26 protein-coding genes are annotated in these 25671 nt (G+C 45.3%); 19 read left to right on the forward strand and 7 right to left on the reverse strand.

Annotation, left to right across the window (positions count from 1 at the left end):
• Position 1 precedes the first annotated feature (1 nt).
• Positions 2–2566 (forward strand): hypothetical protein, encoded by a 2565-nt coding sequence (locus KFE98_08285; protein UTW64123.1) that lies wholly within the window; start codon positions 2–4, stop codon positions 2564–2566.
• On the opposite strand, the gene KFE98_08290 is transcribed toward KFE98_08285, so the two are convergent.
• A complete protein-coding gene (locus tag KFE98_08290; GenBank protein UTW64124.1) occupies positions 2554–4080 on the reverse strand; it encodes a tetratricopeptide repeat protein in 1527 nt (508 codons plus the stop codon). The two genes, KFE98_08285 and KFE98_08290, sit on opposite strands and share 13 nt — an antisense overlap.
• Before the next feature lie 152 nt (positions 4081–4232).
• Between KFE98_08290 and KFE98_08295 the strand changes: the two genes are divergently transcribed.
• The 10 genes from KFE98_08295 (at position 4233) to KFE98_08340 (ending at position 12436) form a co-directional block, all read left to right on the forward strand.
• The gene (locus KFE98_08295) at positions 4233–4424 is read left to right on the forward strand and encodes a hypothetical protein (GenBank protein ID UTW64125.1); all 192 of its coding nucleotides are present in this window, start codon (positions 4233–4235) and stop codon (positions 4422–4424) included.
• Between the two features lie 10 nt (positions 4425–4434).
• On the forward strand, positions 4435–5025 hold the full coding sequence (locus tag KFE98_08300) for a CDP-alcohol phosphatidyltransferase family protein (protein UTW64126.1): 591 nt from the start codon (positions 4435–4437) through the stop codon (positions 5023–5025).
• Entirely contained in the window at positions 5015–5959 is a 945-nt protein-coding gene (locus tag KFE98_08305) for a phosphatidate cytidylyltransferase (GenBank protein ID UTW64127.1), read from the forward strand. Before KFE98_08300 ends, KFE98_08305 begins: the two co-directional genes overlap by 11 nt.
• 44 nt (positions 5960–6003) lie before the next feature.
• Positions 6004–6645, forward strand: coding sequence for a 1-acyl-sn-glycerol-3-phosphate acyltransferase (locus KFE98_08310; GenBank protein UTW64128.1), 642 nt, complete (start codon positions 6004–6006; stop codon positions 6643–6645).
• Entirely contained in the window at positions 6642–7265 is a 624-nt protein-coding gene (locus KFE98_08315; protein ID UTW64129.1) for a 1-acyl-sn-glycerol-3-phosphate acyltransferase, read from the forward strand. The genes KFE98_08310 and KFE98_08315 overlap by 4 nt, the downstream gene beginning before the upstream one ends.
• Complete coding sequence (locus KFE98_08320; protein UTW64130.1) at positions 7262–7807, forward strand: GNAT family N-acetyltransferase; 546 nt, start codon at positions 7262–7264, stop codon at positions 7805–7807. Before KFE98_08315 ends, KFE98_08320 begins: the two co-directional genes overlap by 4 nt.
• Positions 7794–8867, forward strand: a complete 1074-nt coding sequence (locus tag KFE98_08325; GenBank protein ID UTW64131.1) for an alanine--glyoxylate aminotransferase family protein — start codon at positions 7794–7796, stop codon at positions 8865–8867. The genes KFE98_08320 and KFE98_08325 overlap by 14 nt, the downstream gene beginning before the upstream one ends.
• Before the next feature lie 82 nt (positions 8868–8949).
• The gene (locus KFE98_08330) at positions 8950–9918 is read left to right on the forward strand and encodes an endonuclease/exonuclease/phosphatase family protein (protein UTW64132.1); all 969 of its coding nucleotides are present in this window, start codon (positions 8950–8952) and stop codon (positions 9916–9918) included.
• A gap of 161 nt (positions 9919–10079) precedes the next feature.
• Positions 10080–11441, forward strand: a complete 1362-nt coding sequence (locus KFE98_08335) for a T9SS type A sorting domain-containing protein (protein ID UTW64133.1) — start codon at positions 10080–10082, stop codon at positions 11439–11441.
• Positions 11442–11677: 236 nt separating this feature from the next.
• Positions 11678–12436 carry an SDR family NAD(P)-dependent oxidoreductase gene (locus KFE98_08340; GenBank protein UTW64134.1) on the forward strand — a complete coding sequence of 253 codons (759 nt, stop codon included), beginning with the start codon at positions 11678–11680 and terminating at the stop codon, positions 12434–12436.
• On the opposite strand, the gene KFE98_08345 is transcribed toward KFE98_08340, so the two are convergent.
• Positions 12433–13395 (reverse strand): T9SS type A sorting domain-containing protein, encoded by a 963-nt coding sequence (locus tag KFE98_08345; GenBank protein UTW64135.1) that lies wholly within the window; start codon positions 13393–13395, stop codon positions 12433–12435. The two genes, KFE98_08340 and KFE98_08345, sit on opposite strands and share 4 nt — an antisense overlap.
• 139 nt (positions 13396–13534) lie before the next feature.
• Here KFE98_08345 and KFE98_08350 point away from each other — a divergent pair, with 139 nt between their 5' ends.
• Positions 13535–14524, forward strand: a complete 990-nt coding sequence (locus KFE98_08350; GenBank protein UTW64136.1) for a glycosyltransferase family 9 protein — start codon at positions 13535–13537, stop codon at positions 14522–14524.
• Between the two features lie 81 nt (positions 14525–14605).
• Here the strand turns inward: KFE98_08350 and KFE98_08355 are convergent, their stop codons facing one another.
• Both KFE98_08355 and KFE98_08360 read right to left on the reverse strand, forming a co-directional pair.
• A complete protein-coding gene (locus KFE98_08355) occupies positions 14606–15052 on the reverse strand; it encodes a hypothetical protein (GenBank protein ID UTW64137.1) in 447 nt (148 codons plus the stop codon).
• A 6-nt stretch (positions 15053–15058) separates the two neighbouring features.
• Complete coding sequence (locus KFE98_08360; protein ID UTW64138.1) at positions 15059–15688, reverse strand: RNA polymerase sigma factor; 630 nt, start codon at positions 15686–15688, stop codon at positions 15059–15061.
• An 84-nt stretch (positions 15689–15772) separates the two neighbouring features.
• Between KFE98_08360 and KFE98_08365 the strand changes: the two genes are divergently transcribed.
• On the forward strand, positions 15773–16717 hold the full coding sequence (locus KFE98_08365; GenBank protein UTW64139.1) for a cation transporter: 945 nt from the start codon (positions 15773–15775) through the stop codon (positions 16715–16717).
• Between the two features lie 9 nt (positions 16718–16726).
• Here the strand turns inward: KFE98_08365 and KFE98_08370 are convergent, their stop codons facing one another.
• Entirely contained in the window at positions 16727–17002 is a 276-nt protein-coding gene (locus KFE98_08370) for a hypothetical protein (GenBank protein UTW64140.1), read from the reverse strand.
• Positions 17003–17168: 166 nt separating this feature from the next.
• Here KFE98_08370 and KFE98_08375 point away from each other — a divergent pair, with 166 nt between their 5' ends.
• Genes KFE98_08375 through KFE98_08390 form a run of 4 tightly spaced genes read left to right on the forward strand, consistent with a single transcriptional unit; the run spans position 17169 to position 21057 of the window.
• Complete coding sequence (locus tag KFE98_08375) at positions 17169–17795, forward strand: DUF4136 domain-containing protein (GenBank protein ID UTW64141.1); 627 nt, start codon at positions 17169–17171, stop codon at positions 17793–17795.
• Positions 17796–17802: 7 nt separating this feature from the next.
• Positions 17803–18411, forward strand: coding sequence for an outer membrane beta-barrel protein (locus KFE98_08380; protein UTW64142.1), 609 nt, complete (start codon positions 17803–17805; stop codon positions 18409–18411).
• Between the two features lie 23 nt (positions 18412–18434).
• Positions 18435–19994: an FAD-dependent oxidoreductase gene (locus KFE98_08385; protein UTW64143.1), complete on the forward strand. Its 1560-nt coding sequence runs from the start codon at positions 18435–18437 to the stop codon at positions 19992–19994.
• 7 nt (positions 19995–20001) lie between these two features.
• Positions 20002–21057: a nucleoid-associated protein gene (locus KFE98_08390; GenBank protein UTW64144.1), complete on the forward strand. Its 1056-nt coding sequence runs from the start codon at positions 20002–20004 to the stop codon at positions 21055–21057.
• 160 nt (positions 21058–21217) lie between these two features.
• On the opposite strand, the gene cls is transcribed toward KFE98_08390, so the two are convergent.
• The gene (gene cls, locus KFE98_08395; GenBank protein UTW64145.1) at positions 21218–22681 is read right to left on the reverse strand and encodes a cardiolipin synthase; all 1464 of its coding nucleotides are present in this window, start codon (positions 22679–22681) and stop codon (positions 21218–21220) included.
• A 43-nt stretch (positions 22682–22724) separates the two neighbouring features.
• The gene (locus tag KFE98_08400) at positions 22725–23969 is read right to left on the reverse strand and encodes a metallophosphoesterase (protein ID UTW64146.1); all 1245 of its coding nucleotides are present in this window, start codon (positions 23967–23969) and stop codon (positions 22725–22727) included.
• Positions 23970–24104: 135 nt separating this feature from the next.
• Here KFE98_08400 and KFE98_08405 point away from each other — a divergent pair, with 135 nt between their 5' ends.
• Positions 24105–24869: an energy transducer TonB gene (locus tag KFE98_08405; protein UTW64147.1), complete on the forward strand. Its 765-nt coding sequence runs from the start codon at positions 24105–24107 to the stop codon at positions 24867–24869.
• A gap of 316 nt (positions 24870–25185) precedes the next feature.
• A complete protein-coding gene (locus KFE98_08410) occupies positions 25186–25512 on the forward strand; it encodes a helix-turn-helix transcriptional regulator (GenBank protein UTW64148.1) in 327 nt (108 codons plus the stop codon).
• Positions 25513–25671: the final 159 nt, after the last annotated feature.

The following is a 25671-nucleotide window of genomic DNA, read 5'->3' on the forward strand; positions in this document are numbered from 1 at the left end:
CTTGAGAAAAATACTTCCGCTTCTTATCGGGTTGGGTTTGTTGCCGCTGGTGATGCTGGGGCAGTTTAGCCGCTACCAGGTAAGGTCATTCAATGTGGAAAGTGGACTGCCGGATGAATTCATCTACGATGTGATGGAGGATCGCTGGGGTTACCTTTGGGTGGCTACAGCTAAGGGAATTACCCGTTATTCGGGAGAGAATTACAGAGCTCTTGAGGAAGAGCGGCCTTTGCTGGAAGATGGAAGTGATTTTCCTACCCACCTGGCCGAAGGCGCATTAGACCATAAATATGCCGGTTACTTCTCCGGTAAATTAGCCCATTTTACAACCGATACCTTTCACCTGATTGGGGATTTAGAAGGAAACAAAATCATTGGCCTTTTGAGTTCGGATTCCGGTGTGGTGGCCTTGACTCAAGTCGGCGGACTTTCATTTTTGACCGAGGATACGGTGATCTCTTTCAATCCTGAAGGGTTGGATGAAGTGTACTCATTTCAGGCTCAATCTTTTGGTGGCGAAGTGCTTATTGCTACGAGTGACGGCCTTGCCCGAATTGCTTTAAATGACCCCAACAAAGTCCATTGGATTCATCGGGGATTTTCCTTTACGGCCTTAGCTCCTGGGCCTCATTCAGGATCTTTTGCGGCGCTGAATGACCAGGGCGAGTGGTGGGTCATGGATGATTTGTCTGGGCAAAATCCCAAGCGATTGAGCAACGAATTGCTCTATGATTTGATTATTACCGACGTCCTTTTGCTGGATACCAAAGAATGGGCATTTGCTACAGCCAATAAAGGGGTGTTTTTCGCCTTTGCCGATACAAGTAGCCAATTGCAACTTATCAGTCCGGATGTGCCCGAAGCGCGTCAATTTGGAGCCAGCTGTCTCTGGACCGATCATCATGGAAATCTCTGGTCAGGAACCAAAGGCAAGGGGTTGGTGCAGATTATTCCGGGTAGGCAATTGGTCATGTCAATAGAAGCTGGTAGTGATGAAGTTCAAGTTAATGCCATTGCTCAAATCAACGACACACTGGCCTATGCTGGAACCAATAATGGCTTGTATAAAGTCCTCTACAATCCACCCACCCGAACCTATCGCATTGAGCAAGACAGCGCCTTCCTGTTTCAGGAAATTCTCACCCTTGATTTCCAAAACAATCAATTAGCTGTGGCCACGCTCGAAGGAGTCGTACTTACCGATCCCATTTCTCGTCGGTGGATTCAAACCTTTTTTCTGGATGATTTACCGGTTGACCTGGGCGTAGGAATGAATCAGTTGCATACCTTCATTCGCAGTGGTTCCGATCAATTTGTATTTGCCATCCAGCGCAAGGGGATTGTGATCTATCAGCCGTCTACTCAAAAGGCTGAACATTACCACACGGCTCATGGCTTACTTCACAACGATATTCATCAGCTATTCCGCGATAGTCAATCCCGGTTGTGGGTGGTGAGTCGTGAAAGCGGAGTGGCGGTAATGGCCAAAGACGGGAGCTTTAGAAACTTAAATCAGGAAGGGCTGATTACGACACCAGTGATCACCGATCTTACGGAAGATCGATTTGGCTCCATTTGGTTGGCTACGGCCGGTGAGGGTCTGTTCAGATTGGACAAAGGATTAAATCCTACGCAGTTTACCAAAGACACTGGACTTTATTCCAATGTTTGTTTATCCATTATCTGTACCGAAGGGAACCTGATTACCTTGAGCCAGAATGAGGGTATTTGCCAAATTCGGGTGGAAGAAAATGGCGATCTAACCTGGGTAAAAACAGATAAAAAACCGGGGACTCAGTTTGCAGTTGCCTCTAAGGGAATAGCGCATCAAAATCGAATCTGGTTGGGAACAGAATCCGGATTGGCCCTGTTGTTTAGTCCGCATATTTGGAAAAACTACCAGCGTCCCCGTTTCAAATTGCACCTCAACTACACCAAGGTACTTGGTGAAAAGGGCTACAAAATTGGGCTCTTAAAACCGATGCCCGAGCAGTCTTGGCCGCTGGAACATTACGCCAAAAACCTTCAATTCAGTTTCGAATCACCTGATTTTCATCCGGAATCGGGAGTGTCGTATCAATACCGGCTAAAGGGTTTGAGTGAGACCTGGTCGGAAAAGGGGCGAGCAACTTCGGCGAGCTATTCTAACCTGGCACCCGGTAAGTATGAGTTTCAGGTTCAAGCTTCCTCAGGCGAAATTTTGTCTCCTGTAGTGGCTTTTCCATTTACCATCGAACTTCCTTTTTGGGAGGAGTGGTGGTACTACTTACTCGAGGTTTCCATCCTGGCTTCTCTGGTCATTTTGGCCCTTCTTTCACCCAAGGTTATTAAGAGTAAGAGGTTTGTTCGCCTACTGGCCTACATTGCCATCTTTATGGTTTTTGAGTACATCCACATTTTGCTTGAGCCCTATATCGAGCGAGATTATGTAGCTGCGGTTCCCATCTTTAAGGTTTTGGCCCATTTGCTGTTGGCCATCGCTTTGTTCCCACTCGAATTAATCCTGAGTCGACGGCTTAAAAAGCAACGAAATCAAAGTGAGGCTGCAAATGTTCAGTCATCCTGAAAAAGAAATTCTTCATCTCCATTGATCCAACCGATTAAGGTTTCATAGTAATCCCGCTGAATGATTTTGGACTTTAACCAGGCATAAAACGCCATGGCCTGAATGTCTTCTCGTTCCGTGCCTACCCAATCAAAACTGGCTTCCAGCTCTTTAAAAAAGACCGGATTTCGAGGCAATTCGGGATCCACAATAATGCGTTTGATGATTTGAATAAAAACTCGGACTCGCTTATACAACCCAAGCTTAAAGAATTCACCAAAGTAACGCTCCATACTTCGAATACGGTTTAAGGCAATTTCGTAATGCTCCAGCTCGTAGTGGACAAACATCTCGATTAGTTCTTTTTTGAGTAGCCATTCCTTACCCATGTTCTTGTCGATCCACCCATTCGTATGGTAAATGTTGAGTAGCATTTTATTGGCCTGGCTAAACTCCTTTTTTTCAAACCAATATACCGCCAGATTTAGGGTCATGTCCATCCGCATTTCCCGAGATAGCTGCGTGTTTTCAAGGGCAGCGTCCAAAGTTGATATGGATTCATCGACCCGACCGAGGAAATTGTTCACCGCAGCTAAAAGCAAGCTATACCGCGCAAAGAAGAGCCGGTGATGTACCCCGCCATATTCTTGCATGCACTCCTTCATTTCTTCCAGGTATTCCAAAGCTTCTTCAAATCGTTTGTTGCGGTAGAGGGTATGAATGATGATGTAAAGAATGTGCAGCTGGTATTCGTGATCCTTGCGCTCAAAGCCTCGCTTTTCTTTTAGAATCTCGTAGCGACTTAGCAAAAACGGTTCAAAGGAATAGTAGTCCTTTCGGGCCAAAACTGCAGATCGCATTATGGTAAATAGCCGGTATTGAATTCGAGCAGAGGCGGAGGTCAGGTTTCCCAAATTTGAGTTCTCTAGTACTTCGTTTACCAGCTTCTCAAAATCAAAATCCTTTCCGAATAAGCGGAATTCACGAAGCTTGGCTTTGATGATAGCCTGGGCTTCGGTGATGTTTTCCTCTTCTCGTTGCTTGATGAGGTTCTGTTTGCGTCGTTCCAGAATTTGATCCAGATCGGGTGCGTGAGGACTTTCCACTTTTTCGAGCTGAAAGAGATAGATGGTGTTCAGCAGAGAAAAGAGCTCATTTTTTTCAGCCAGGTTTTCGGCCCGCATCAAATAACGCCAACCCAATTCCTCCGATCGCTGGGTAAAGAAAAACTGAGCGAGGGTAAACAAGGATTGTACTTCAGCAGCGGCTGTAGTGTCCGTAAGTGTTTGTCGGGTTAGGATGAAATCTCCCAGGTGGCGAAACAATCGCTTTCGAATGGTGTGGTAGGCATTTCGATTCGGAGTCCCCAGAGTCTGGATCAATTCCCCAGAATCTTTATCGGGATGAAGGAGTAAAAGTTCAAACAACTGCAGGTCCTTCCGGTTGCTTCGAGTCTTCTTTCGTTGGATAAAAGTGCGGAATGCCCGGCAATCTTCTTCCTCAAAAGCTTGAATAATTCCTGAGAGCGCATCCATTTAAAAGTACGTTTTTGACTTACGAATTGCCATTTATTAGGTAATAATGTTGGTTTTATTTAAAATCTAAAAGTACGGAAAATTTGAATGCTCGTTTGCCCACCCTGCCAAGACCCGGTAGGTTTGCCTTGTTCTTTTAAAAACCAAAAACGATGAAAACTACTCGAATCACACAAATGCTTTTAAAAGCTCTGTTTTTTGCCGTTGTTCCAGCCCTTTTCCTTTTAGTAATGTACATGCTCAATGGCGTTTTGCCTTGCCAAAAAGACAATCAATTTTCTGTTCGGGAAAACGTATTAGGTCCCTTAACCCAACCACTTCCCGAATTTGCTAACCGCGACTAAACCTAAGGCCATGACTATCTACGAACTCAAACCACAGTTTCAGCGCTTGCTATCTCCAGCGGTCAATGCGATGTACCGCTGGGGATTTACGCCCAATTTGGTGACCATTCTCGGTTTTGGTGTGTCCATCATGATCGGGGTGGGAGCCATGCAGGCCATTCAAAATCCGATGTGGGCCTTGATTTGGCCAGCCGGACTTTTGCTCAGAATGGCGCTCAATGCCATTGATGGGTTGATGGCTCGAAGATTCAACCGCCAAACCAAATTGGGTGGAGTTTTAAACGAGTCCATGGACATCCTATCCGACATCGTAGTCACCCTTCCGCTGCTTGTGTTGTTCCCGTCCTTATCGGTGCTCATCTGGATATTTATTGTTCAGGCCGTTTTGATGGAAGGAGCAGGAATGCTGGGCTACCTCAGTCAGGTTGGTCGCAGCTACAAAGGCCCTTTAGGTAAAAGCGATCGGGCCTTTATGTTAGGAGTTCTCGGAATACTCGTGGCTCTTGGAGTTCCAGTTGGAACCTACGCTTTTGAAGTTCTGGTAGGTCTTAACCTACTCATTCACATTGGATTCTTAAATCGATTAAATCATGTTTGGTAATAGCCTTTTACAATACGCATTGTCCCAACCCATCTGGGGAGTTATGGGCGGAGTTTTTGCCCTGTTAACTACCTGTTCTTTGAGCTTCAACCTGCTTAAAGAAAAAATGAACCGATCTCTGCAGCACGAGTTGGTGCGAAGAACCCGCTCGTGGTGGGTGATGGCTGCGGTGTTTTCCATTGCACTTTGGATTCACCCAGCCCTCACTTTCACTTCCGTGGCCTTTCTTTCTTTTGTGAGTTTACGGGAATACATTTCTCACTCCGGAATGAAAATAGCCGACCGTGGATTGATGGCCGTCTGTTACCTACTCATTCCAGTGCACTACGGGTTGATCTATTTTGGATTTGAAATGGCTGGCTATCTCTTTTTGCCCCTGGCTGGTTTCCTTTTGTTTCCTGTGGGTTTGGTTCTTCAACCTGGAGCCAAATCCTCTCTGGAAAATGTACAAAAGCTTTATTGGGGCCTTATTCTTTGCGTGTACACCGTGAGTCATTTGGTTATGCTACTTGAGTTACCGGCAATAGGTAATGCTACTGGAAAATCGATGTTGCTGTACGTTATTCTGATTACTGAGGCCAATGATGTTCTCCAATATACTTGGGGGAAAATCTTCGGTAAGCGTCGCATTTTACCCCGAATCAGCCCTGGAAAATCTTGGGAAGGAATGCTCGGTGGCCTGGGGTCTACCATTTTGGTAGGGGCATTCCTTCATTTTTTAATTCCTGTTTCCGGGATTTGGGTTTGGGCCATTCCAGCTATGCTGGCTCTATTTGGATTCTTTGGAGATGCCACCATATCGGTATGGAAACGTACTGCGGGAATTAAAGACAGCGGTGATCTTATCCCGGGTCACGGTGGAATGCTCGACCGAATCGATTCGTTGATTTTTACCGCACCGCTGTTCTACTTTCTTATGTTCACATTAAGCTAAAAGGAGATTTTAAAATGATTCGCTCTTTCTTATTTCAAAAAGTAATGCGCTCCTTTCTCAAATGGGGAATGGGGATGCAGGTAGAAAATGCTGAGGTATTGGAAGGCTTTTCTCAGGCCATCCTGGTTGCCAACCACAACAGCCACCTCGATACCATGGGATTGCTTACCCTGTTAAATGATCAATGGCTTAGCAATCTGCGACCGGTTGCAGCACGAGATTACTTTGCGGCTAACAAGATTAAAAAATGGTATTACGAAACCTTGTTTAACCTCTTGTTGGTGACCCGTAAAAGGGAAAATCGACTTCCGGGTGAAAATCCGATCAAGAGCATGGTCGAAGTCTTAGACCAAGGACAATCCTTGTTGATTTTTCCGGAAGGAACGAGGGGCAAGCCCAATGTAATGGAAAGCTTCAAACATGGGGTGTCCAAAGTCATTCAAGCCCGGCCCGATGTTCCTGTCATTCCTGTTTTTATTGATAATTCAGGTATGGTATTGCCTGGTGGAAGTACCCTGCCGTTGCCTTTTCAATTTCGCATCCGTTTCGGATCGCCAAGATTCCTTAAGCCGGAGTCCACAGATCAACTTACGGAGAAATTGTACCAAGCTATTATCGAACTAAAACCGGAACCTGTAACCTGGGAAAACCCATTTCAACATTTATCTGAAAAACCGATCCTATGATTCGAAAGATTGTATTTAAATACCTAACCTGGCCCATCCTTAAAGGGTTGCTGGGTATGCAGATCCATTATCCTAAATCCATTTTAAAACAAGGACAAGCTGTATTCATTGCCAACCACAACAGCCATCTGGATACAGCTGGGCTTCTATCCGGATTGCCTTTTCATATCGCACGAAAGATTCGCCCGGTAATTGGCCGCGATTATTTTGATCGGGTGCCGTGGCAAGAGAAGTGGTCCCGATGGTTGCTCAAAGCGATCAATATTCCAAGAAAGAAAACGGATCGCAAAACCGGAGAGAATCCGATAACGATGATGACCGATGCACTTGATCAAGGCGATTCCCTGTTGCTTTTTCCGGAAGGAACCCACGGCAAACCAGAAAAAATGGAACCCTTTAAACCCGGAATCGGAAGACTCTTAACTTTACGTCCCGACATACCATTCATACCGATATTCATCGAAAATGCCAGCATGGTATTGCCGGATGGGTCCAAATTGCCGGTCCCGCATCAATTTAGCATACGCCTGGGTGAAGCCCAATTGGTTCAAAGTACAGAAGTGCCCGAAGTTGTAGAAGAAGTTCAAAATGCCGTAATGGCCTTAAAAAAAGCATCATGAAAAAATGGGAGGTTAAAAGAGCGGATACTCCTGATGAATTCAGGCAGATTTTTCGCCTAAACTACGAGACCTTTGTTGAGGAAATTCCACAACACGAGGTCAATCATGATCAACTGCTGGTGGACTTTCAACACCAAAGGAATACTTACTTCATTGCCATGGAGGAAGGGGTGCTTATTGGAATGATAGCCATCAACGATCAACGGCCGTATTCTTTGGACCACAAGCTGGAGAATTTGGGCGATTGGGTTCAGGATCTGGACAAAAGTTGTGAGGTTCGCTTATTGGCGGTTCATCAACAATACCGAAGCCGGGGAGTGATGCTGGCCTTGTTGAAGGCTTTGTACGAATACGCCCAGGAAAAGGATTATCAAATCGGATTGATTTCTGGAATATTGAAAAATTTACCCTTGTACGAAAAAATGGGCTTTCAGGCCTTTGGCCCAATATGCGGATCCGGCCAGGCTCAGTTTCAACCTATGATGGTTACCCAAAAACAAATGCAAACCTTTTTTGAAAACGCGAATTATGAAAGCTTCTAAAATGCTCAATTTACTGCCCGGACCGGTAAATGTATCAGGACGCGTTCAACGCGCTTTGGGCGGGCAATTATACTCTCACCGACAGGTAGAGTTTAGCCGGGATTTTATTTCGCTTAAGCGGGATTTATCCAAATTGGCAGGAACCCGATATTGCCAAATCACGACAGGTTCTGGCACCTTGGCCAATGACATCATTGCTCAGCAGTTGACCTTGCTTCCAGGAATGGGCATGATCTTAATTAATGGCGAATTTGGAAACCGTTTGTATGAAATGGCTTGGTCTGCTGGATTGCACGTGGTTGCGGTAAATAGCAACTGGGGCGAATCCTTTGATATGGACCAATTGGAAGAGGCCTTGGCTCATAACCCTGAGATTTCCTGGGTCTGGTTTTGCCATTGTGAAACGTCTACCGGTATGCTCAATCCTTACGAAAAGATTAGTCGATGGGCCCAGGAGAATGACCTGTTAGTTTGTGTGGATGCCATGAGTACCTTGGGAAATGTTCCAGTCAATTATTCCGATGCTTTTCTCGTATCCGGAACCTCTGGAAAGGGTTTGGGTTCTGCAGCAGGCTTGAGTCTCATTTTTCACAACAAAATCTTTTTACCCAAGCCTGGGCAGTTGCCGGTTTACCTTGATTTGGGGCATTACTTCGTGCAGGGAGGTACGGCCTTTACCGTTCCATCCAATTTGGTTTACGGATTGAAAGAGGCGCTGTCTCGCATTCAGGATGGTCATTTTTCCAACCTTAGAGCAGTGTCCGGAAAGGTGAGTCGGTGGTTGGATGAAATGGACCTGGATACCTTGGTACGTCCCGAAAGCAACAATCCCAGCGTCCTTACCATTCCCGTAGCCGACGAGTATTCATCTTCTGAAATTGGAGATCATCTTTACCAAAAGGGGATTGCCGTTTCCTACCAAAGTGAATACCTCAAAAAAATGAATTGGATACAAGTATGCCTTATGGGCGAGCTCGGAGCTCCGTTTAAGCGGCGACTGCGGTTACGAATGCGCAAATTTCATCAGTGGGATCCCAGGCAGGAGCGATTGGTAGGATAAGCATGAGTTAGAAACTCTTAACAGAACTTTTCGGGCGATAAGGTGAACTTAGGTACAATCCTTGCTTCCTTTATAACCGAAAATGAAAACCTGGATATCCATCTACTTTTATCGGACCCTTTCCTGGGCTGTCGGATTATCGTGTCTGCTCTTTTTGATCAGCAGTTGGATATTTCCGGAGAGTTTCATGCACTTGTTGTTGCTTTCCTTTGCCATTCAAGGGAGTGCGTTACTTGCACTGGCTGGATTGTATTTTCTGAAGAGGAGAAATTTTGTTTTGCTTTTCGTTTCCTGGGCCACTGCTGCGGTCATGATTAATCCAGTTATTTTGGAATGGAATCAAAATCCAGCCCAATTGGGTAGCCCGACCTCGTCTGATTTGCGCATTGCTCACTTCAATGTTCTTCGGGTAAACAAAGACACCGAAGAAATTATCGAGAAGGCCCTAAGTTCCGATGCTCAGGTTGTGTCCATTCAGGAAAATGATCGCTTTTGGGACCAACGCCTAAAGCAGAAAATGCTGAAGGCTTACCCTTACTATTTGACCTCACCGAGCGACGATTGCTACGGGATTTCGGTCTACTCCAAAATTCCATTTGAAAGTCACAAGATGATCGACGTAGAGGGTAAAAAATGTGTTGTGGCGGAAATAAACTGGGATGGGTACAGAACGAACTTAGCTTTGGTTCATGCTACTTCACCAGGCACTCCATCAGAGTTTGATCAAAGAAATAGTCACCTGGCAAAATTGGCAGAAGAGCTCAAGTCTTTGCCACATCCACTCATTGTGGTGGGAGATTTGAATGCGGTTCCCTGGGATCCTGTCCTACTTCGGTGGAAAAAGGATCTGACTTTGGTTCGTTCCGGCGGATTTACACCCACCTTTCCCGTTCCTCTATTCCCAATGATGATTCCCTTGGACCACGTGATGCATTCACCCGAGATCGCTTCCGTAAAGCATGAAATCATTCCAGTTTGGTCATCCGACCATTTCGGCGTTTGTGCGTCCCTCAGAATTCAAAATGCCAGTTCTTCTACGGCTGGTCTGTAGTTGCCGAAAAAGAATCGTGGGTTGGGCAATCCCGTTTTTAATGTACAAACATGTAATCCAGCAGACATAGCGAACTGTTTTTACTGCCACTTACTCATTATCAGATAATTCAGCCGAATCGCCCATTATTTTCGACCCGTCAAAAGTTATACACGGGAAACATGAAAAAATACTTATCGCTGCTCCTCTGTGGGGCAACTTGGGCTACGCTGGGGGCTCAAAATGACAAAGTACAGGGGTACATAGACAACCCATCATCGATAGTTTACACATCCATTGCAACGGAAGGAGACGGATTGGATAGTCCAGTGGATTTGGACTTTAATCCACAAGTACCTTGGGAGTTATGGGTTATAAATATGCGTACGGAAAATCAAGGGGGGAGCACGGTGACGATCCGGGCTGCAGGGCGGTCAGCTCAACAGGCGATCCATTTGGTTGACGGAAATGCCTGGCATTTCATGTCATTACCTACGGCATTGGCCTTTGGTGATAATGGTGCCTGGGGGAGCGCACCGGGTGTTTATGACGCCAATCATCAGGGTGGAGCTCGGCCTCCCTTCACCGGACCCTCATTGTGGTCGGCTGACTTGACCATTTATGCTCAAAACCATGGACCAGGTACGAACGGAAGCCATTTGGACATGCTTCATGAAAGCCCACGATGTATGGGTATGGCCTGGGAAAAAGACAATATTTACTGGGTTTTTGATGGCGAATTCGGCCATCCTGTGATGTACGATTTTGCCGCTGATCACGGACCCGGACAGCATTTTCATGGAGACGGAAAGGTTCGCCGCTATCCGGAGGTTAGTCTCAACCGTTTGGGACTCATTCCTTCACACATGGATTTTGATAAAGACCGCAAATGGCTTTATATGAATGATGTGGGTCGGTCAAGAGTTTTGCGCATGGACATTACTACCGGAACCGTTAAAGGAAATTCAACCTTTCCTCAAATGGAGCAATTGGCCGAGTATGTAGATATGGAAAACGTGACATTCGAAGTCATCAACGATAAGGATTTCATCCGACCAAGTGGATTGGCCATGGATGGTGATGTTTTGATCATTTCGGATAATGGAAGTGGTGAGCTCTTATTCTACGATGTATCTGACCCTTCTTTTCCACTGCTACGAAGAATTAAGGTTCCTTACAACGACATTATGGGAATTACCATTGGACCGGAAGGTCGCATTTGGTTTGTCGACAAAGCGTCCAAGCAATTGGTGCGTATGGATGAGGCAACGGCTGCCTTGGGAATAGACGAGACCAAACCTTCGGTTGAGGTATCTGTCTATCCTAATCCGGTAGTTAACGAACTGCGGGTAAACATCAGTCAAGTGGGAGAGAAGGTATCGATGAATTTGTATAACCTTCAAGGGCAGTCTGTCACTTCAACTTTTGTTTCTTCAGGACAAGGTCAATGGACCGCATCCACCAGTGAGTTGAAGCCTGGAATGTACTTGTTGGAGGTGCAAATGGACCATGAAGTTATTCACCACCAACGAATTTTAAAGTAGACCTGGCATTGGGGAAAAGGTCTTGAGAAAGGCCGGTTCGACTGTTGGGTCAATCGCGCAAATGCCGCTTTTGGGGAGTGGGGGTCAGAGGCCCATTTTCTGGAGCGGCATTTTTTATTTTATTGATAACTAATAATTTATGAGCCTTCATCCTGCAGGGTGAAGCTTTCTTTTTTCCAAAAAATCCTTGGCAATCTGCTAACCCAAATCTATTTTAGCGCAGCAAATCAGGATTTATGGAACCCAAAACCGTGTTCATTACCGGAGCCACTGCCGGTATCGGAAAAGCCACCGCCGAACTGCTAGCTCAAAAAGGATATCGCCTCATACTCACAGGTAGAAGGGCGGACAGACTCCATCACTTAAAAGAAGTTTTAGGACGATTGACGGATGTCTGGACTTTAAATTTTGATGTTCGTGACCGTTACGCTATTCCTGATGAATTGCGATCTATTCCTGAATCGTTTCTACCCATCGACGTGTTGATCAACAATGCAGGAAATGCCTACGGATTGGCTCCAATTCACGAGGGTGATCATGAGGATTGGGACAACATGATTGATATCAATGTAAAAGGTCTCTTGAATGTTACTCGCCAGGTTGTTCCTAAAATGGTGGAGGAAAAAAGGGGGCATGTGATCAATATCGCATCGTTGGCCGGTCGGGAAACCTATCCTAACGGCAATGTTTATTGCGCCAGCAAACATGCGGTTGTAGCTTTGACCGAAGGAATGCGAAAAGACCTGAATCCTTATGGCATAAAGGTCACTTCCATTGATCCGGGATTGGTAGAAACGGAGTTTTCAGAAGTTCGTTTTCACGGGGATATGGAAAAGGCTCAGAAAGTGTATGAGGGTTACTCTCCTCTTAAGCCCGAGGATATTGCTGAAACGATCGAATTTGTATTGTCTCGCCCAAGTCATGTGAACATTGCTGACATGCTTGTTCTTTGTACAGATCAAGCCAGTTCTACTCAGGTTCGAAAAGAGCTTTAATCCATTTTAAGCAGCGAAAATACCTGATCTCCCACCTGCAATCGGTAAGTGCCGGGAGTCCAATCTGACGTGTCGATCTGAATACTTCCAGTAGGGGTGTTGTCATAAACGATCCGACCTTGTAAATCACGAATAACCACTTGTTTCGGCGAGTTGGTCAAGTCTTCTACATTCAATTGATCAAATACTGGATTTGGCCAAAAGCGGATAGTTCCCTGTTGCTCTGCGTCTTGCACGGAGGTAGGTTGAGGGGCAACATAATTGTTTACCGAATCTACAAATTGGAAAGCCTGGGTCAAAAGCGCATTGCGGTTCGTAAAATCAATGGTATGACCAACATTGGGCATCAAAGTATCCCATACAACAGCGTTATTGGATTGAAGCGCATCTCTTAGTGGGGTAAACCGGAAACCAGGAGCATCGCCCGAGCCATGGAGAATGGCAAAAGGTTCACCATCGGCATTTGCCCTTCTGGGATTGGTTAAGTCGGAGGCAGAGGCGGCGGCACCGATTACGATGTAGCCACCAAATCGAGGTGCATTGTCCAGCCCATAAACGTAGGTCGCTTGTCCGCCCCGAGAAAACCCCATGATGTATTGATTCTGCGAATCAATGGAATACCACTGGTGAACAGAATCTAACAAGGCAGAGGTAAAGGCCGTATCGATGGGATCCAGGATGTTGCCATCAGGTCCTCCGTCCGGACAAACCAATAGCAATTGATTGGCCTCCGCAAAATCGGTTAAGGTATCCCGCCATGCTTCGGCGTCCCACCTGTTGGTGTTGAACGGATGCATGCCCAACATCATTTTTGCTGGAGTAGAACTTTGGTAGCCCGATGGAATGTAGAGGGAGTATTTTTTAGACGTTCCTTGAAAGGTAAAGGATTGATCGACGGATTGCTGGGCATTACCCCAAAGACATAATCCAGTTGCAAGCAGGATAAAAATGGATTTCATAACAACGAATAACGCGAATCATATCCGTCGGAATTGTCGGCCACCTGATGATTGACAAATTCAACAACCGGATTACTCGCTATTCCACCAGTGATCAAAAAAAATGTGCTTGCCCAGCGATCTTCCTTACTTTTGATCCGTGCCAAAAATTCTGATCATACGTTTTAGTTCCATCGGAGACATCGTGTTGACTACACCGGTTATCCGTGCCGCTAAAAAGCAGATTGAAAATGCCGAGGTACACTTGTTGACCAAAAAGGCCTTTCTGCCTGTGGTTGAGGCTAATCCCTATTTGGATAAGATTCACGTTATCAACTCCAAGGTGTCGGAGGTAATGCCCGACTTGAAAAAGGAGAACTTTGATTTCGTTGCCGATCTTCACAACAACCTTCGCTCCTCACGAGTAAAGCGGGGGTTACGCGTTGAATCGGCCTCATTCCCCAAACTCAACTGGGAAAAATGGTTGCTCGTCAACTTCAAGAAAAACCGCATGCCCGATCTCCATATTGTGGAGCGATACATCTACACATTAGCCCGTTTTGGAGTAACTGCCGATGGAGAGGGGTTGGATTATTTTATTCCCGATGAGGAGAAGGTAGATCTAAAAAAGGCATTGCCCGATTCCTTCCAAAAGGGTTACCTGGCTTGGGTAATTGGTGGTTCTTATTACACCAAGATGATGCCCGTGGACAAGGTTCTTTCCATCGCTCGAAAAATCAAGCAGCCCATCGTTTTGCTGGGTGGTCCTGAGGACCGTGAAAATGGAAAAGAGATTCGGATGCGCATGGGAGATCAGGTGTACAATGCATGCGGTGAATTTTCGATCAATGCATCTGCTTCATTGGTAGAACAGGCCAGTGCAGTTATCACCAACGACACCGGTTTGATGCACGTAGCGGCAGCATTCAACCGGCCGGTTTTATCCGTTTGGGGAAATACCACGCCCGACCTGGGGATGTATCCTTATATGCCTGGAAAAGAAGGCTTGTCGAAAATTATGCAGATCGAAGATTTGAGTTGCCGGCCTTGTTCTAAGTTGGGCCACAAGAAGTGCCCTAAAAAGCACTTTTATTGCATGCGGTTGCTCGATGAGGATGTGATTGCAGAATGGGCCAACCAAGCTTTTTAAACCAAAAAAGCGGGCACCATTCTATCGAATGATAACCCGCTTTGTCGTACAACACTGAGTTAGGTATGGTAAGCTCCCAGGTTAGAAACCGAGGGAGTCGCTTACAAATATTTGGTTACTGTCCACCACATTTTCCACAGCAGTATCGGCAATAAGTTGCGGTGCGTTTTCCCATTCACCCTGAGGGCCAAAGTCTACTCGGATAATAGCGACCATAAAGAGGCAGGCCGTTACTCCGGTTAAAAACCATTTCCAGCTCTGCAACCTCATAGGATTCAGAAACTCCGGGATAGGGATAGCGCTTTGTTTTCTTGGGCTATTGGCGTGTTTAATTTCGAAATAATTATCCAGGCGGCTTTTTACTCCTTCTGAAGGTTTAAACTCCAGAGGCTCGTTCATTACCTGATTCACCTGTTCATCAATTTCAAAGAAATTTTCAGGCAGGCCTTCGCTTTCAAGAAATACTTTTTTCTCGTCTTCGGTAGATGCTTTCATCAGCTCTTCTAATTTGTCAAATCTCTTTTCCATACCTAATTAATTGCTGTGGTTATTTATGTTCTTCCCATTTCTCGGGTCGTAGTCTTTTAATTTTTCTGCCAGTTCGGCTTTTACGTAATACAGTCTCGATTTCACGGTCCCAACTTTTATGTCCAGGATGGCTGCAATTTCTTCGAGGCTAAATCCTTCATGATACTTGAGCAGGAAGGCTGTTTTTCGATCCTCGTCCATTTCGTTCAGGCAGCTGTAAAGCCTTTCCTTAAATCGACTCGTGTTCGTGGCCTCCAGCGGATCATGTCCATTCATTTTAACCTGGGAGGCGTCTGCATTGCGATCAATGACTTGCCGTACGGCCATTTTCTTGTATTCGTTTTTGACCATGTTGTGCGCTACACTGTATACCCAGGGTCTAAATGATCGATTGGTATCGAAGTATCCTGGTTTTTCAATGATTCGCATGAACAGGTCTTGCAGAAAGTCTTCTGCTTTTTCCCGGTCTTGGGCCAGCATTCGGTAGAAGTAGTAAAACAATTTGTCTTTGTAACGGCGGTAAAGCTCGTCGAAAGCACCTTTGTTTCCCTGTCCGAGGCGGGCCATCAATTCTTCGTCCGGGTGTTCCTGATAGGTTTGCATACTCAGTGATTTCTTAATGGTCGTACAGCTCATGTTTTCAAAAGTTCAAAATCATTTTTCGCTTCCTTGTTAATGGCTGTTAATCGCTGAAACGAATTGTTAAAGTAATTTTGTTCTATGGCCTCTGGACATCATCATCATTCACACCACCATCATCATGATCACGATCATCACGATAGCCATTTTCATGTACATGGGGCGGTAAAGAATCTGAAGATTGCCTTTTTGCTCAACCTCACTTTTACCATCATTGAATTGGTGGGGGGACTATTAACCAATTCCATGGCCATTCTTTCCGATGCCATTCATGATTTGGGTGATACCCTGGCCATTGGATCGGCCTTATTTTTTGAGCAGAAGTCCGGGAAGAAAAGAGATAACAAGTTTAGCTACGGTTACCGAAGGTTGTCCACCTTGGCGGCCTTGCTCAATGTGATTATCCTAACGGCTGGTTCCATCATCATTGCTGTGGAAACGATTCCCCGTTTAATGAACCCTCAGCCGGTTCACGCAGGAGGAATGATTGGATTGGCCATATTGGGCGTGTTGATGAATGGCTTGGCTGTTTGGCGTTTGAGCCGGGATAAGGATTCGGTAAACCAAAGAACGGTGATGCTTCACCTTATGGAAGACAGTTTAGGCTGGGCTGCTGTACTGCTTGGTTCCATTGTCATCTACTTCACCGGTTGGATAATTATCGATCCGATTTTATCCATGGGTATAGCGCTCTATATTTTGTACAACGCACTCAAACATTTAAGAGGTATTCTCAACATATTCCTTCAGGCAGTTCCCTCCAAACTCAATCTCGAGGAAGTAAAAAAGCACATCCTTCAGCTTGATGAAGTAGAAGAAGTTCATGATATGCATGTTTGGACCTTGGATGGTGAGTTTCATGTGGGAAGTCTTCACCTTGTGGTACCCATGGATATGCCGATCAATCGGGCGGAGGGAGTGAAGAAGGAAGTTCGTCAATTATTTGCCGATGCAGGCATTCAGCATGTCACCATTGAAGTAGAAGGACTCGATGAGGATTGCGAAATGGAAAACTGCCTGGAATAGTAGTCTTGTTTATTCAGATGCTGAGTCGGCTGTAACCGAGTCGTCTGGCTGCGATGTAGTGTCCGTCCCTTTAGAATCGGTAGAAGCAGCAGGGCCTTCCTGCAGGTATTCTTTCTGCATTTCTCGCATCTCAAATTTTCGCAGTTGTTCCAAATTCTGGCGAGCCTCCATGATGTCGAGGTAAGAATTGACCTCAACGACCAGCAGCCCAACGATTAATACCATGAAAATGGTAAAGATTACCCAGAGCTTCGTTTTCGTCGAATTGTCGAGCTTTGACGCCATGATTTTCTGATACTTACGAGTTTAAAATTACGAAACTTTGCTCTAAAATAGAAGATGCTGTTCAGGATCAGCCTCTTTTAAATGAATAGTTGTAAACATCTCTATGTTACTCCCGATCGATGGATTTGGTTACCTTTGACCTGCTAAAAGCTAAACGTCTTTTAACATGATGAAAAACCTGATTTGGGCCTCGCTGATTCTCCTTTTAGCGGGTTGCCAGAAATATCCTTCAGATTCGGTTAGGCTGGAGGACGAAGATGTTGTGGGGACGCTCTACGACCAGAGCACAGACTTTACCCAACTTAAAACCTATTCAATCGTGGACAGTATTTTCTACTTCAAGTCAGAAGCAGGAAGCAATGTTCCAGATACTATCGTTTTTGAGCAAAGCGATCAGCTAAAATCCTTGATCAGGTCTAATATGAATACCCGTGGATGGACGGAAGTAGATACTTCACAAAATCCGGATGTGGGAATTGATATCATTTTGGTAAGTGGCGAAAATGTAGGTTCCTACAACTACTGGAACTACTACCCTTACTACTGGGGCTGGGGCGGATACGGCTACTGGTACCCTTGGTATGGCGGAACGGTTTACTACACTTACGATGTGGGAACCATCCACGTAGACATGATTGACCTGAAAAATGTGGATCACGATAGCGAGAAACTCCGGGTTATCTGGAACAGCGCCGCAATGGGGATTTTGAGCAATACCCAGTCCTACAACCACGAACGGGTTAGGAACGCAGTTAACAAGATGTTTGAACATTCACCTTACCTCACCAAATAAACCGAAGATGATGAAAAGAATTTGGCTTATCGTAGTTATGTGCTTGTCCATGGCCGGAATCGCCAGAGCACAGGGCATGAGTGAATGGCAACTTTCCGTGAACTACAACATTGGAATTCCTTTGGGAGATTTTGGTGACTTTATTAGCCCTGGAAGTTTCCGTGGAGGTAACTTGGAAGTGGATTACTTCCTGAATGAAAAGTTCTCTGTAGGAGGAATCATCGGTTGGAATGGTTTTTACGAGCGTAAAAACAACCAGACCTATATGTTTGACGGGGGAGCCATCAGCGGAACTCGTTACAACTACTTCTATGCACTTCCCATCATGTTGAAGGCTCAGTACTTCTTTGTGGATGCCGGACAGATTTTGCCTTACGCTGGTTTGGGAGTTGGTACAGTATATACTGAACATGAAACCTACATGGGTTTTATCGGATTTGCAACGGAAAAATGGAAATTTGGATTGGCTCCTGAGCTGGGACTCCACATGGGCTTAGGCCAAAGTGGCTGGGCCTTTAAAGTAGCAGGAAGGTACAATGCCATTTTCTACAACGAGAACAACTTGAATACCGTGGATTACCTTGGAGTGAATCTCGGATTCAATTACGATTTCTAAGCCCTCACTGAAGAAAATATACCGTGGTTAGGGAGATTGAACTTACCCTCAAACCGGAAGAAGCCGGCTCCCTTGATCGTAGGAAGCTTAGCGCTGCGCGTTGGCTTTCCATTAGTCCTGATGAAATTTCGTCCATTCAGGTGCTGCGTCGATCTATTGATGCGCGTAAAAAGCAGGTCAAAATCAGACTTCGTTTACGGGTTTATATTCAGGAAGAGGCTCCTGAAAATTTAACCGAAAAGGCCCAATATGGAAATGTGTCCGATGCGGAACGCGTATTGGTCATTGGCTCAGGTCCCGCTGGTTTGTTTGCTGCGCTGCGCCTAATCGAATTAGGGCTCAAACCCCTGGTCATTGAGCGGGGTAAAGATGTTTCTAACCGTAGAAAGGATTTGAGCAAAATCCATCGGGAGCACCTTATCGATCCGGATTCCAACTACTGTTTTGGAGAAGGGGGAGCGGGTACTTATTCGGATGGAAAACTTTATACCCGGTCGAAAAAGCGAGGCAGCCTCAATCGGATACTTGATCTGTTTATCGCTTTTGGAGCAGTGGAAGATATCCGTATTGACGCCCATCCCCATATCGGGACCAACAAGCTACCCAAGATCATTGCCAACATGAGAAAGCAGATCATAGAATCAGGTGGCGAGGTTCATTTCGATACTCGTATGGAAGACCTGGTTTTGGAGGGGAATGAAGTTCGGGGAATTGTGGATCAAAACGGAAATCGCTTTGAAGCGAAGCACCTCATTTTGGCAACCGGTCATTCGGCTCGGGATGTTTATGAGTTATTGCATCGCAAAGGGATTGCGATGGAGGCGAAGGCTTTTGCCATGGGCGTTAGAATCGAACATCCTCAACCTCTTATCGACAAAATTCAATACCACTGTGATACCGATCGCGGAAAGTACCTCCCGGCAGCCTCTTATAGCTTGGTTCATCAAGTAGTTGGAAAAGGTGTTTATTCCTTTTGTATGTGTCCCGGAGGATTCATTGTACCGGCAGCTACAGCCCCTGGAGAGGTAGTGGTAAATGGGATGAGTACTTCAACTCGGGATTCTCGCTACGCCAATTCAGGAATGGTGGTTACCGTGGAGCCTGAAGAACTAAAAGGTTTTCATCAATACGGTGTTCTTGCCGGATTACGCTACCAAATGGCTTTGGAAAAACAGGCCTGGCAAGCCGGTGGTGAAACCCAAACGGCCCCGGCACAGCGGATGGTTGATTTTGTAAATGGCAACCTTTCAGGCGAACTCAACAATTGCTCGTATATCCCAGGTATTCAATCCTCACCGATGCATGAGTGGTTACCCAAAGACATTCGCTTTCGACTTCAAAAAGGATTTCAGGCCTTCGGTCGAAAGATGAAGGGCTACTATACCAACGAAGCCCAAATATTAGGCGTGGAATCCAGAACTTCATCGCCCATTCGAATACCACGAGACAAGGAGAAATTGGTACACCCCGAAATTGGCGGTTTATACCCTTGTGGAGAAGGAGCTGGCTATGCTGGCGGAATTGTTTCAGCTGCAATGGATGGCGAACGATGTGCCGAAGCCATTGCTCAAAGTATTAAATAATCAGATCATGTTTGAATCTTCAGAAGCTCGATTTTTACAATTAAGTGTTCACGCTGTTGGCAACAAATCCAAGGGAGATGGAATCACTGCAGCCCAATATCCTTATGAACCCGATGATGATTTGGAAGCGGTTTTAACGCCCTATTTCCTCAAATCGTTCAAGTCCAATGAGACGTATCGTCTGTCGCACGAAACGGATGTGAACCTAAACGAGGTGTATGCCTACTGCCGAAATATCTTTCATGATCCTGAGCAATTTCACATCAATTCTATTCACCTGCTTAAGCACTTGTACAATCAGTCTGAGCATCCACACATTAAGCCGGGAGAGGTCTACATTGCCTTGTTCGATGATTTGGTTTTAGATGGTGAGTTGACCCGAGGAATTGGAATATTCAAATCGGAGCAAAAGGACGTTTTCATTCAAACCAATGATCACGGAAACTTTGTTGAACTGGATGTAAAGCGAGGTATCGATATCAAGAAGTTGGACAAAGGGTGCCTCATTTTTGAAACCGAAGAAGAAGCAGGATACCGGGCCATGATTGTTGACCAAAATCACTATGATGCCCAATACTGGAAGGATCATTTTTTGGGCTTGGTTCCGGATCAAAACGAAGCGTATCACACCAAGAATGTGATCAACCTATGCAAGGATTTTTCTCGTCAGGTGATTGCCGTGGATGAGAATGCCAAAGAGCAAGCGCTGTTTATGGCCCGCACGGTGGAATACATGCAGGACAACGAGCAGTTTACCACAGAATCGTTTGAAGAAGCTGTTTTTCCCGAAGCTCAGCCCGAGATGAAGGAAAAATTTCAGGAGTTTAAGCAGGACTACCAAAAGGCCAACGAAGTGCAGGTTGAGACCGATTTTGAGATCGCTGACGAAACGCTGAAACAAGAGAAGAGAAAGATTCGAAATACCATCGAACTGGATACCAACGTGCAAATCAAATTGAACTTCCGCGACTTGAATTCAGGGGACAAGTTTGTAGAAAGAGGTTATGATCCTGAACGTGGAATGTATTACTACAAAGTATTCTTCAATCGTGAAAAACGATAATCCAGAAGAAGGAAAAAAAGGGCCGGTAGACAAAACCGTTCTGTGGGCCATAGCCATTTTAGGAGCGATCTATCTTTTGATTAAAGGGCTGGATGCCTGGGTGTTTTGAATTCCGAGATCGTTAGCAATCTCAAGGCTACAGTTAGGACAAGTCAAAATTCTATAGAACCGGGCTAATAAGTCGGGAGAAGGATTCGAGTATTTTTTGAGAATACGGCCGATTTTGGAATTCTTCCAGGGTGACTTCAACGCACTTTTCACAATCCTTCATAAACCGGTCCTTGAGTTCCTGGGTGGTTCCTTGATCAAACACCAGCGCATTCACCTCGAAGTTGAGTTCGAAGCTTCTAATGTCCATGTTGCCCGTTCCTACTGAGCAAATCTCGTCATCAGACAAGATGACTTTACTGTGTAGGAATCCGTCCTGGTAACGAAAGATGCGAACCCCAGCTTTCAAGAGATCTTCGAGGTAGGAGTTGCTGCTCCACTTTACAATCTTAAAGTCGGAGACACCGGGTATCATGATACGGACGTCCACACCACTAAGAGCGGTCGTGATCAGATCGTTTTGAATTATTTCTCCTGGAATTAAATAGGGGTTCTGGATGAAGACATAGTCCCGGGCAACATTGATAATTCGGGAATACTGATGCATCACCCCGGCATAATCTGAATCCGGCCCGCTGCCCACAATTTGAACCGGGGTAGTTTGCCCTTTATTCTCATGTTGGTAGAAAAATTTGCGGTAAAGCAATTGCTGGTTGGAGGCGAAATACCAGTCCGTAAGAAACAAGAACTGCAGACCATTGACCGCATTTCCCTCAATTCGGATAAAGGTATCCCTCCAGGGTCCTAAGTGGTCGCCGGTGAGGTACTTGTCCGATACATTTATTCCCCCTGTGAATCCGACCTTGCAATCGATAATCACAATTTTTCGGTGATTCCGATAATTGATTTTATTGGCCAATTGGACAAAGCGAACCGGGAGAAAGCGGGAATGTTGAATTCCAGCCGCCGTCATTTTTTCACGAAACTGGCGAGAAAGACTAAAACTTCCAACGCTATCATAAAGCAGACGAACATCAACCCCTTCTTGAATTTTGCGCGTCAGAATTTCCAGGAACCGATCCGCCAGCTGGCCCTCTTCGAAAATGTAGTATTGAATGTGGATGAACTTCTCGGCCTTTTCCAGGGCTTCAAATAAGGCTTCAAAAGTATCAGGTCCGTCCTGAAGCACCTTTACATCATTGGTAATCGAGAATAAGGATTTGGAAGATTTCAGAAGTAGTTTGGCAACGTCTTTTTTGCCCCTTACCTCCGGAATGTCCATCCATTTTTGAGCATCAAAGTTGTAGTATTCTTCTTCGATCAGCTGGTTGTAGTAATCAATGTCCTTGGTTTTTTTAATGTGGTAGAGTTTTCTTCTGCGGTAGTTGAGTCCGAAGTTGATGTAGAGTAAAATTCCTACCACGGGAAACATCACAATGAGGAGGACCCAGGTGAGGGTTTTGGTCGGATTCCCATTTTCCCGCACAACCGCATAAACACTGGTGAGAGCGGCGGCAAAAAGAACCACCCCAACAATCCAGTTACCGTAAGCCGAAAGATAGGAGAAGGGAGTCATTTTATTGTTGCAGTATCAACAATATTAGCGGAAAAAGGGTAGACTATCCTCGCTTTAACTCAAACAAAGTGATTTCGGGTAAGATACCTACCCGGCCAGGGAATCCGATAAATCCAAATCCGCGATTAACGTATAGATATTGATCCGCTTCCCGATAGAGGCCGGCCCAGCGAGGATACTTATACTTCACCGGACTCCATTTGAGCCAGGTGAGATCCACGCCAAATTGCATTCCATGGGTATGTCCACTCAAGGTAAGATCGATGTTTCTGGAGTGCGACAAAACCTTTTCGTCCCAGTGCGAAGGATCATGGGAAAGAAGCACGGTAAAGGGCACTTCTTCGGTTCCTTGCAGGGCTTTGTCCAAATCTCCTACTTGTGGGAAGGGCGGTAATCCCCAGTTTTCAACGCCGACAATGGCCATCTTTTCACCGTCCTTTTCGAGGATACGATTTTCATTGTTTAGCAGGTCGAAGCCAAGTTCTTTGTGGTATTTGGCCAAGTTGAGTTGATCTTGGGTATGGGCTTCCTGGTTTTCCCATTGGTAGTAAATTCCGTAGTCGTGATTCCCTTTAGTTGACATTACCCCATTGGGACTGGATAGTTTCGAAAATATATCCATAAAGGGAAGCACCTCATCTGATCTCGAATTGACTAAGTCGCCTGTGAATACCACCAGATCCGCTTTGAGATCATTCACCATTTCTATCCCCTTCAACACGCTCGACTTGCTATCGAAACTTCCGGTATGGATATCCGATAATTGAGCGATGGTGAACCCATCAAAGGCTTTGGGGAGATTTGGAAATGTAAGGGGAACACGGTGTACACGGTAGTCGTATTTCCCAAAGGTGATCCCCTTGACCATAGAAAGAAAGGGAAGCCCGGCCATAACGATTCCTGAAGTTTGAACAAACTTCCGACGCGAATTGGAATAGCGTTCAGAAGGTGCTTTTCCTGTCACTTTTTGACGAACCCAAAAAGGTAGATGGATGAATCCGTCTAACATCATCCAAATTCCCAGCAACATTTTACAGACCAATACCGAGAATGAAAATCCGATAAACCAATTGGTCCAAATGGAAGGGAAAATCGGAGGGGCTACCATGCGGTAAAAAATCAGACCTAAGCCCAAAACAATGATGATTACCGATGCCCAATAGGTCTTGCCGATCCACCTCCAGGAAGGACGCTCACCGTACCATTTTTTGAGTCGTTTGTAGAGCCAAACGTCTGATAAAACGTATAACAAAATGATGAGCAGAGGGATGAGAAGACGGGCATTCATGACGCGCAAAATTCTGCATAAATTGAATACCTATAGGCAACTAAAATGTTTAAATAAGCTAACAGCAGTATCCTAATCTCTTTGAAATTGGCACTGTCTTTGTCTTTATTCCGGTGAACCACAAAATAAAATGCCATGGAAGAGAAAAAATCAAAACACCTGAGATTGGAAGGTCGGAGAAACTCCTTTTTTCTGATGGGAATGGTTTGCGCCCTGTCCCTAACCCTCATCGCCTTTGAATGGAAAACCGATTACCAGGCAGAATACATTGCCGAGCCACTGGAAATAACAGATTGGGGAGAAGAGCTACCGCCCATAACTCCCTACCGGAAAAAAGCGGTTGCCTTGCCTGAACCTACTCCTAAGAATCCTAACATGACTCCTGATCAGGGTTTTGTGATGATCGATGATTTCGAGCGTCCCACGTTTCAGAATAGTTCACAGAAAAAAGCATTTGATGAAAGTGGTGATGTGGATGTTTTTGAGGGGTTGGAAGAAGAACCTTTGGAAGAGGAAGGGTACATTTCGGTAGATCCGGGAGTACTGGATATTCCCATTGAAGCCAAAGAAACCATGCCCACCTTTTGCGAGTGTGAGGGAATCCAATCCGACGATGCCCGGAAAAAATGCAATGATGAATTGTTGCAGACTTACCTCGGTTCAAACCTCCGTTACCCACATCAGGAATTGGATTTAGGAGTGGAAGGTACTGCGTTTGTTCAATACGTTGTAAGTCGTAAAGGTCAGGTAGAACAAATCCGAGTAGGAAGTCATTCCGAAGGATTTAAGGCAGAAGCCAAGCGAGTGGTTTCCAATTTACCTTGCATTCGTCCAGCCTATCAAAACGGACATACTGTAGCTGTTCGTTACGTGATTCCGATTCATTTTAAAATACATTAAGCTTTCCCCAGTTTGATTTCATCCAGCTCCTTTTCGGCTCATCGAAGTCAGGAGCTGGATTTGATTTTTTTTCTTCCATTATTGATAAAAAAGGTTATTTTTACTTACGCTAATCAACAGGATCAGGATTTAATAAATCTGTTGTAAACCAATTAATAACCATCAATAGGGCCGATCAAACCTTTACATTTTATATTGTAGCGAAGCAATTGAAATTTGGATCTGCTGAATTCGATTTAAACCAGCGAATTTGGTAATAGGTTGCGTTGGATACCGATGGTACTTAGTATGAGTTTAACTAATCTAATACCACCACATGCACACTCAATTAACCGAGAAGGAAACCACCGTTCTGCGTTTAATCATTGCTGGGTATTCTACCCGAGACATTGGAGAGAAATTGGGAATTCACCTCAATACGGTGAGCAGTACCAAGAGAAGGATCATGAACAAACTAAAGGTTGAAACCGACATTGGCATGTTGAGAACGGCCCTGCGTGGAGGGCTTGTAAAAATTGAAGAGATTTTGGACAACGAGATGGCCGAAATGGTGGTTCTCGAATCCGGAAGTGAAGCTACTATTTATGTGACCGAGAAAGTAGGAAGCATTAAGGTGTGCATCCATCCTGGAGATCCGACCTAACACCTGCTGGCGAATAGTTAGTCATTTTAGACCACATCCCCGTGGCGCTCCTATCTCAGGTGGGACGGCTTTGTTGTGCACACAATTTCACTGCATATTGGAAAATGAGTTAGGGGGAATCCAGTTAGGCTACAAAACGGGAGTATAAAGAACCCAGAA

It is taken from the genome of bacterium SCSIO 12741, from assembly GCA_024398055.1.
Classification (GTDB): Bacteria; Bacteroidota; Bacteroidia; order Flavobacteriales_G; family Salibacteraceae; genus SCSIO-12741.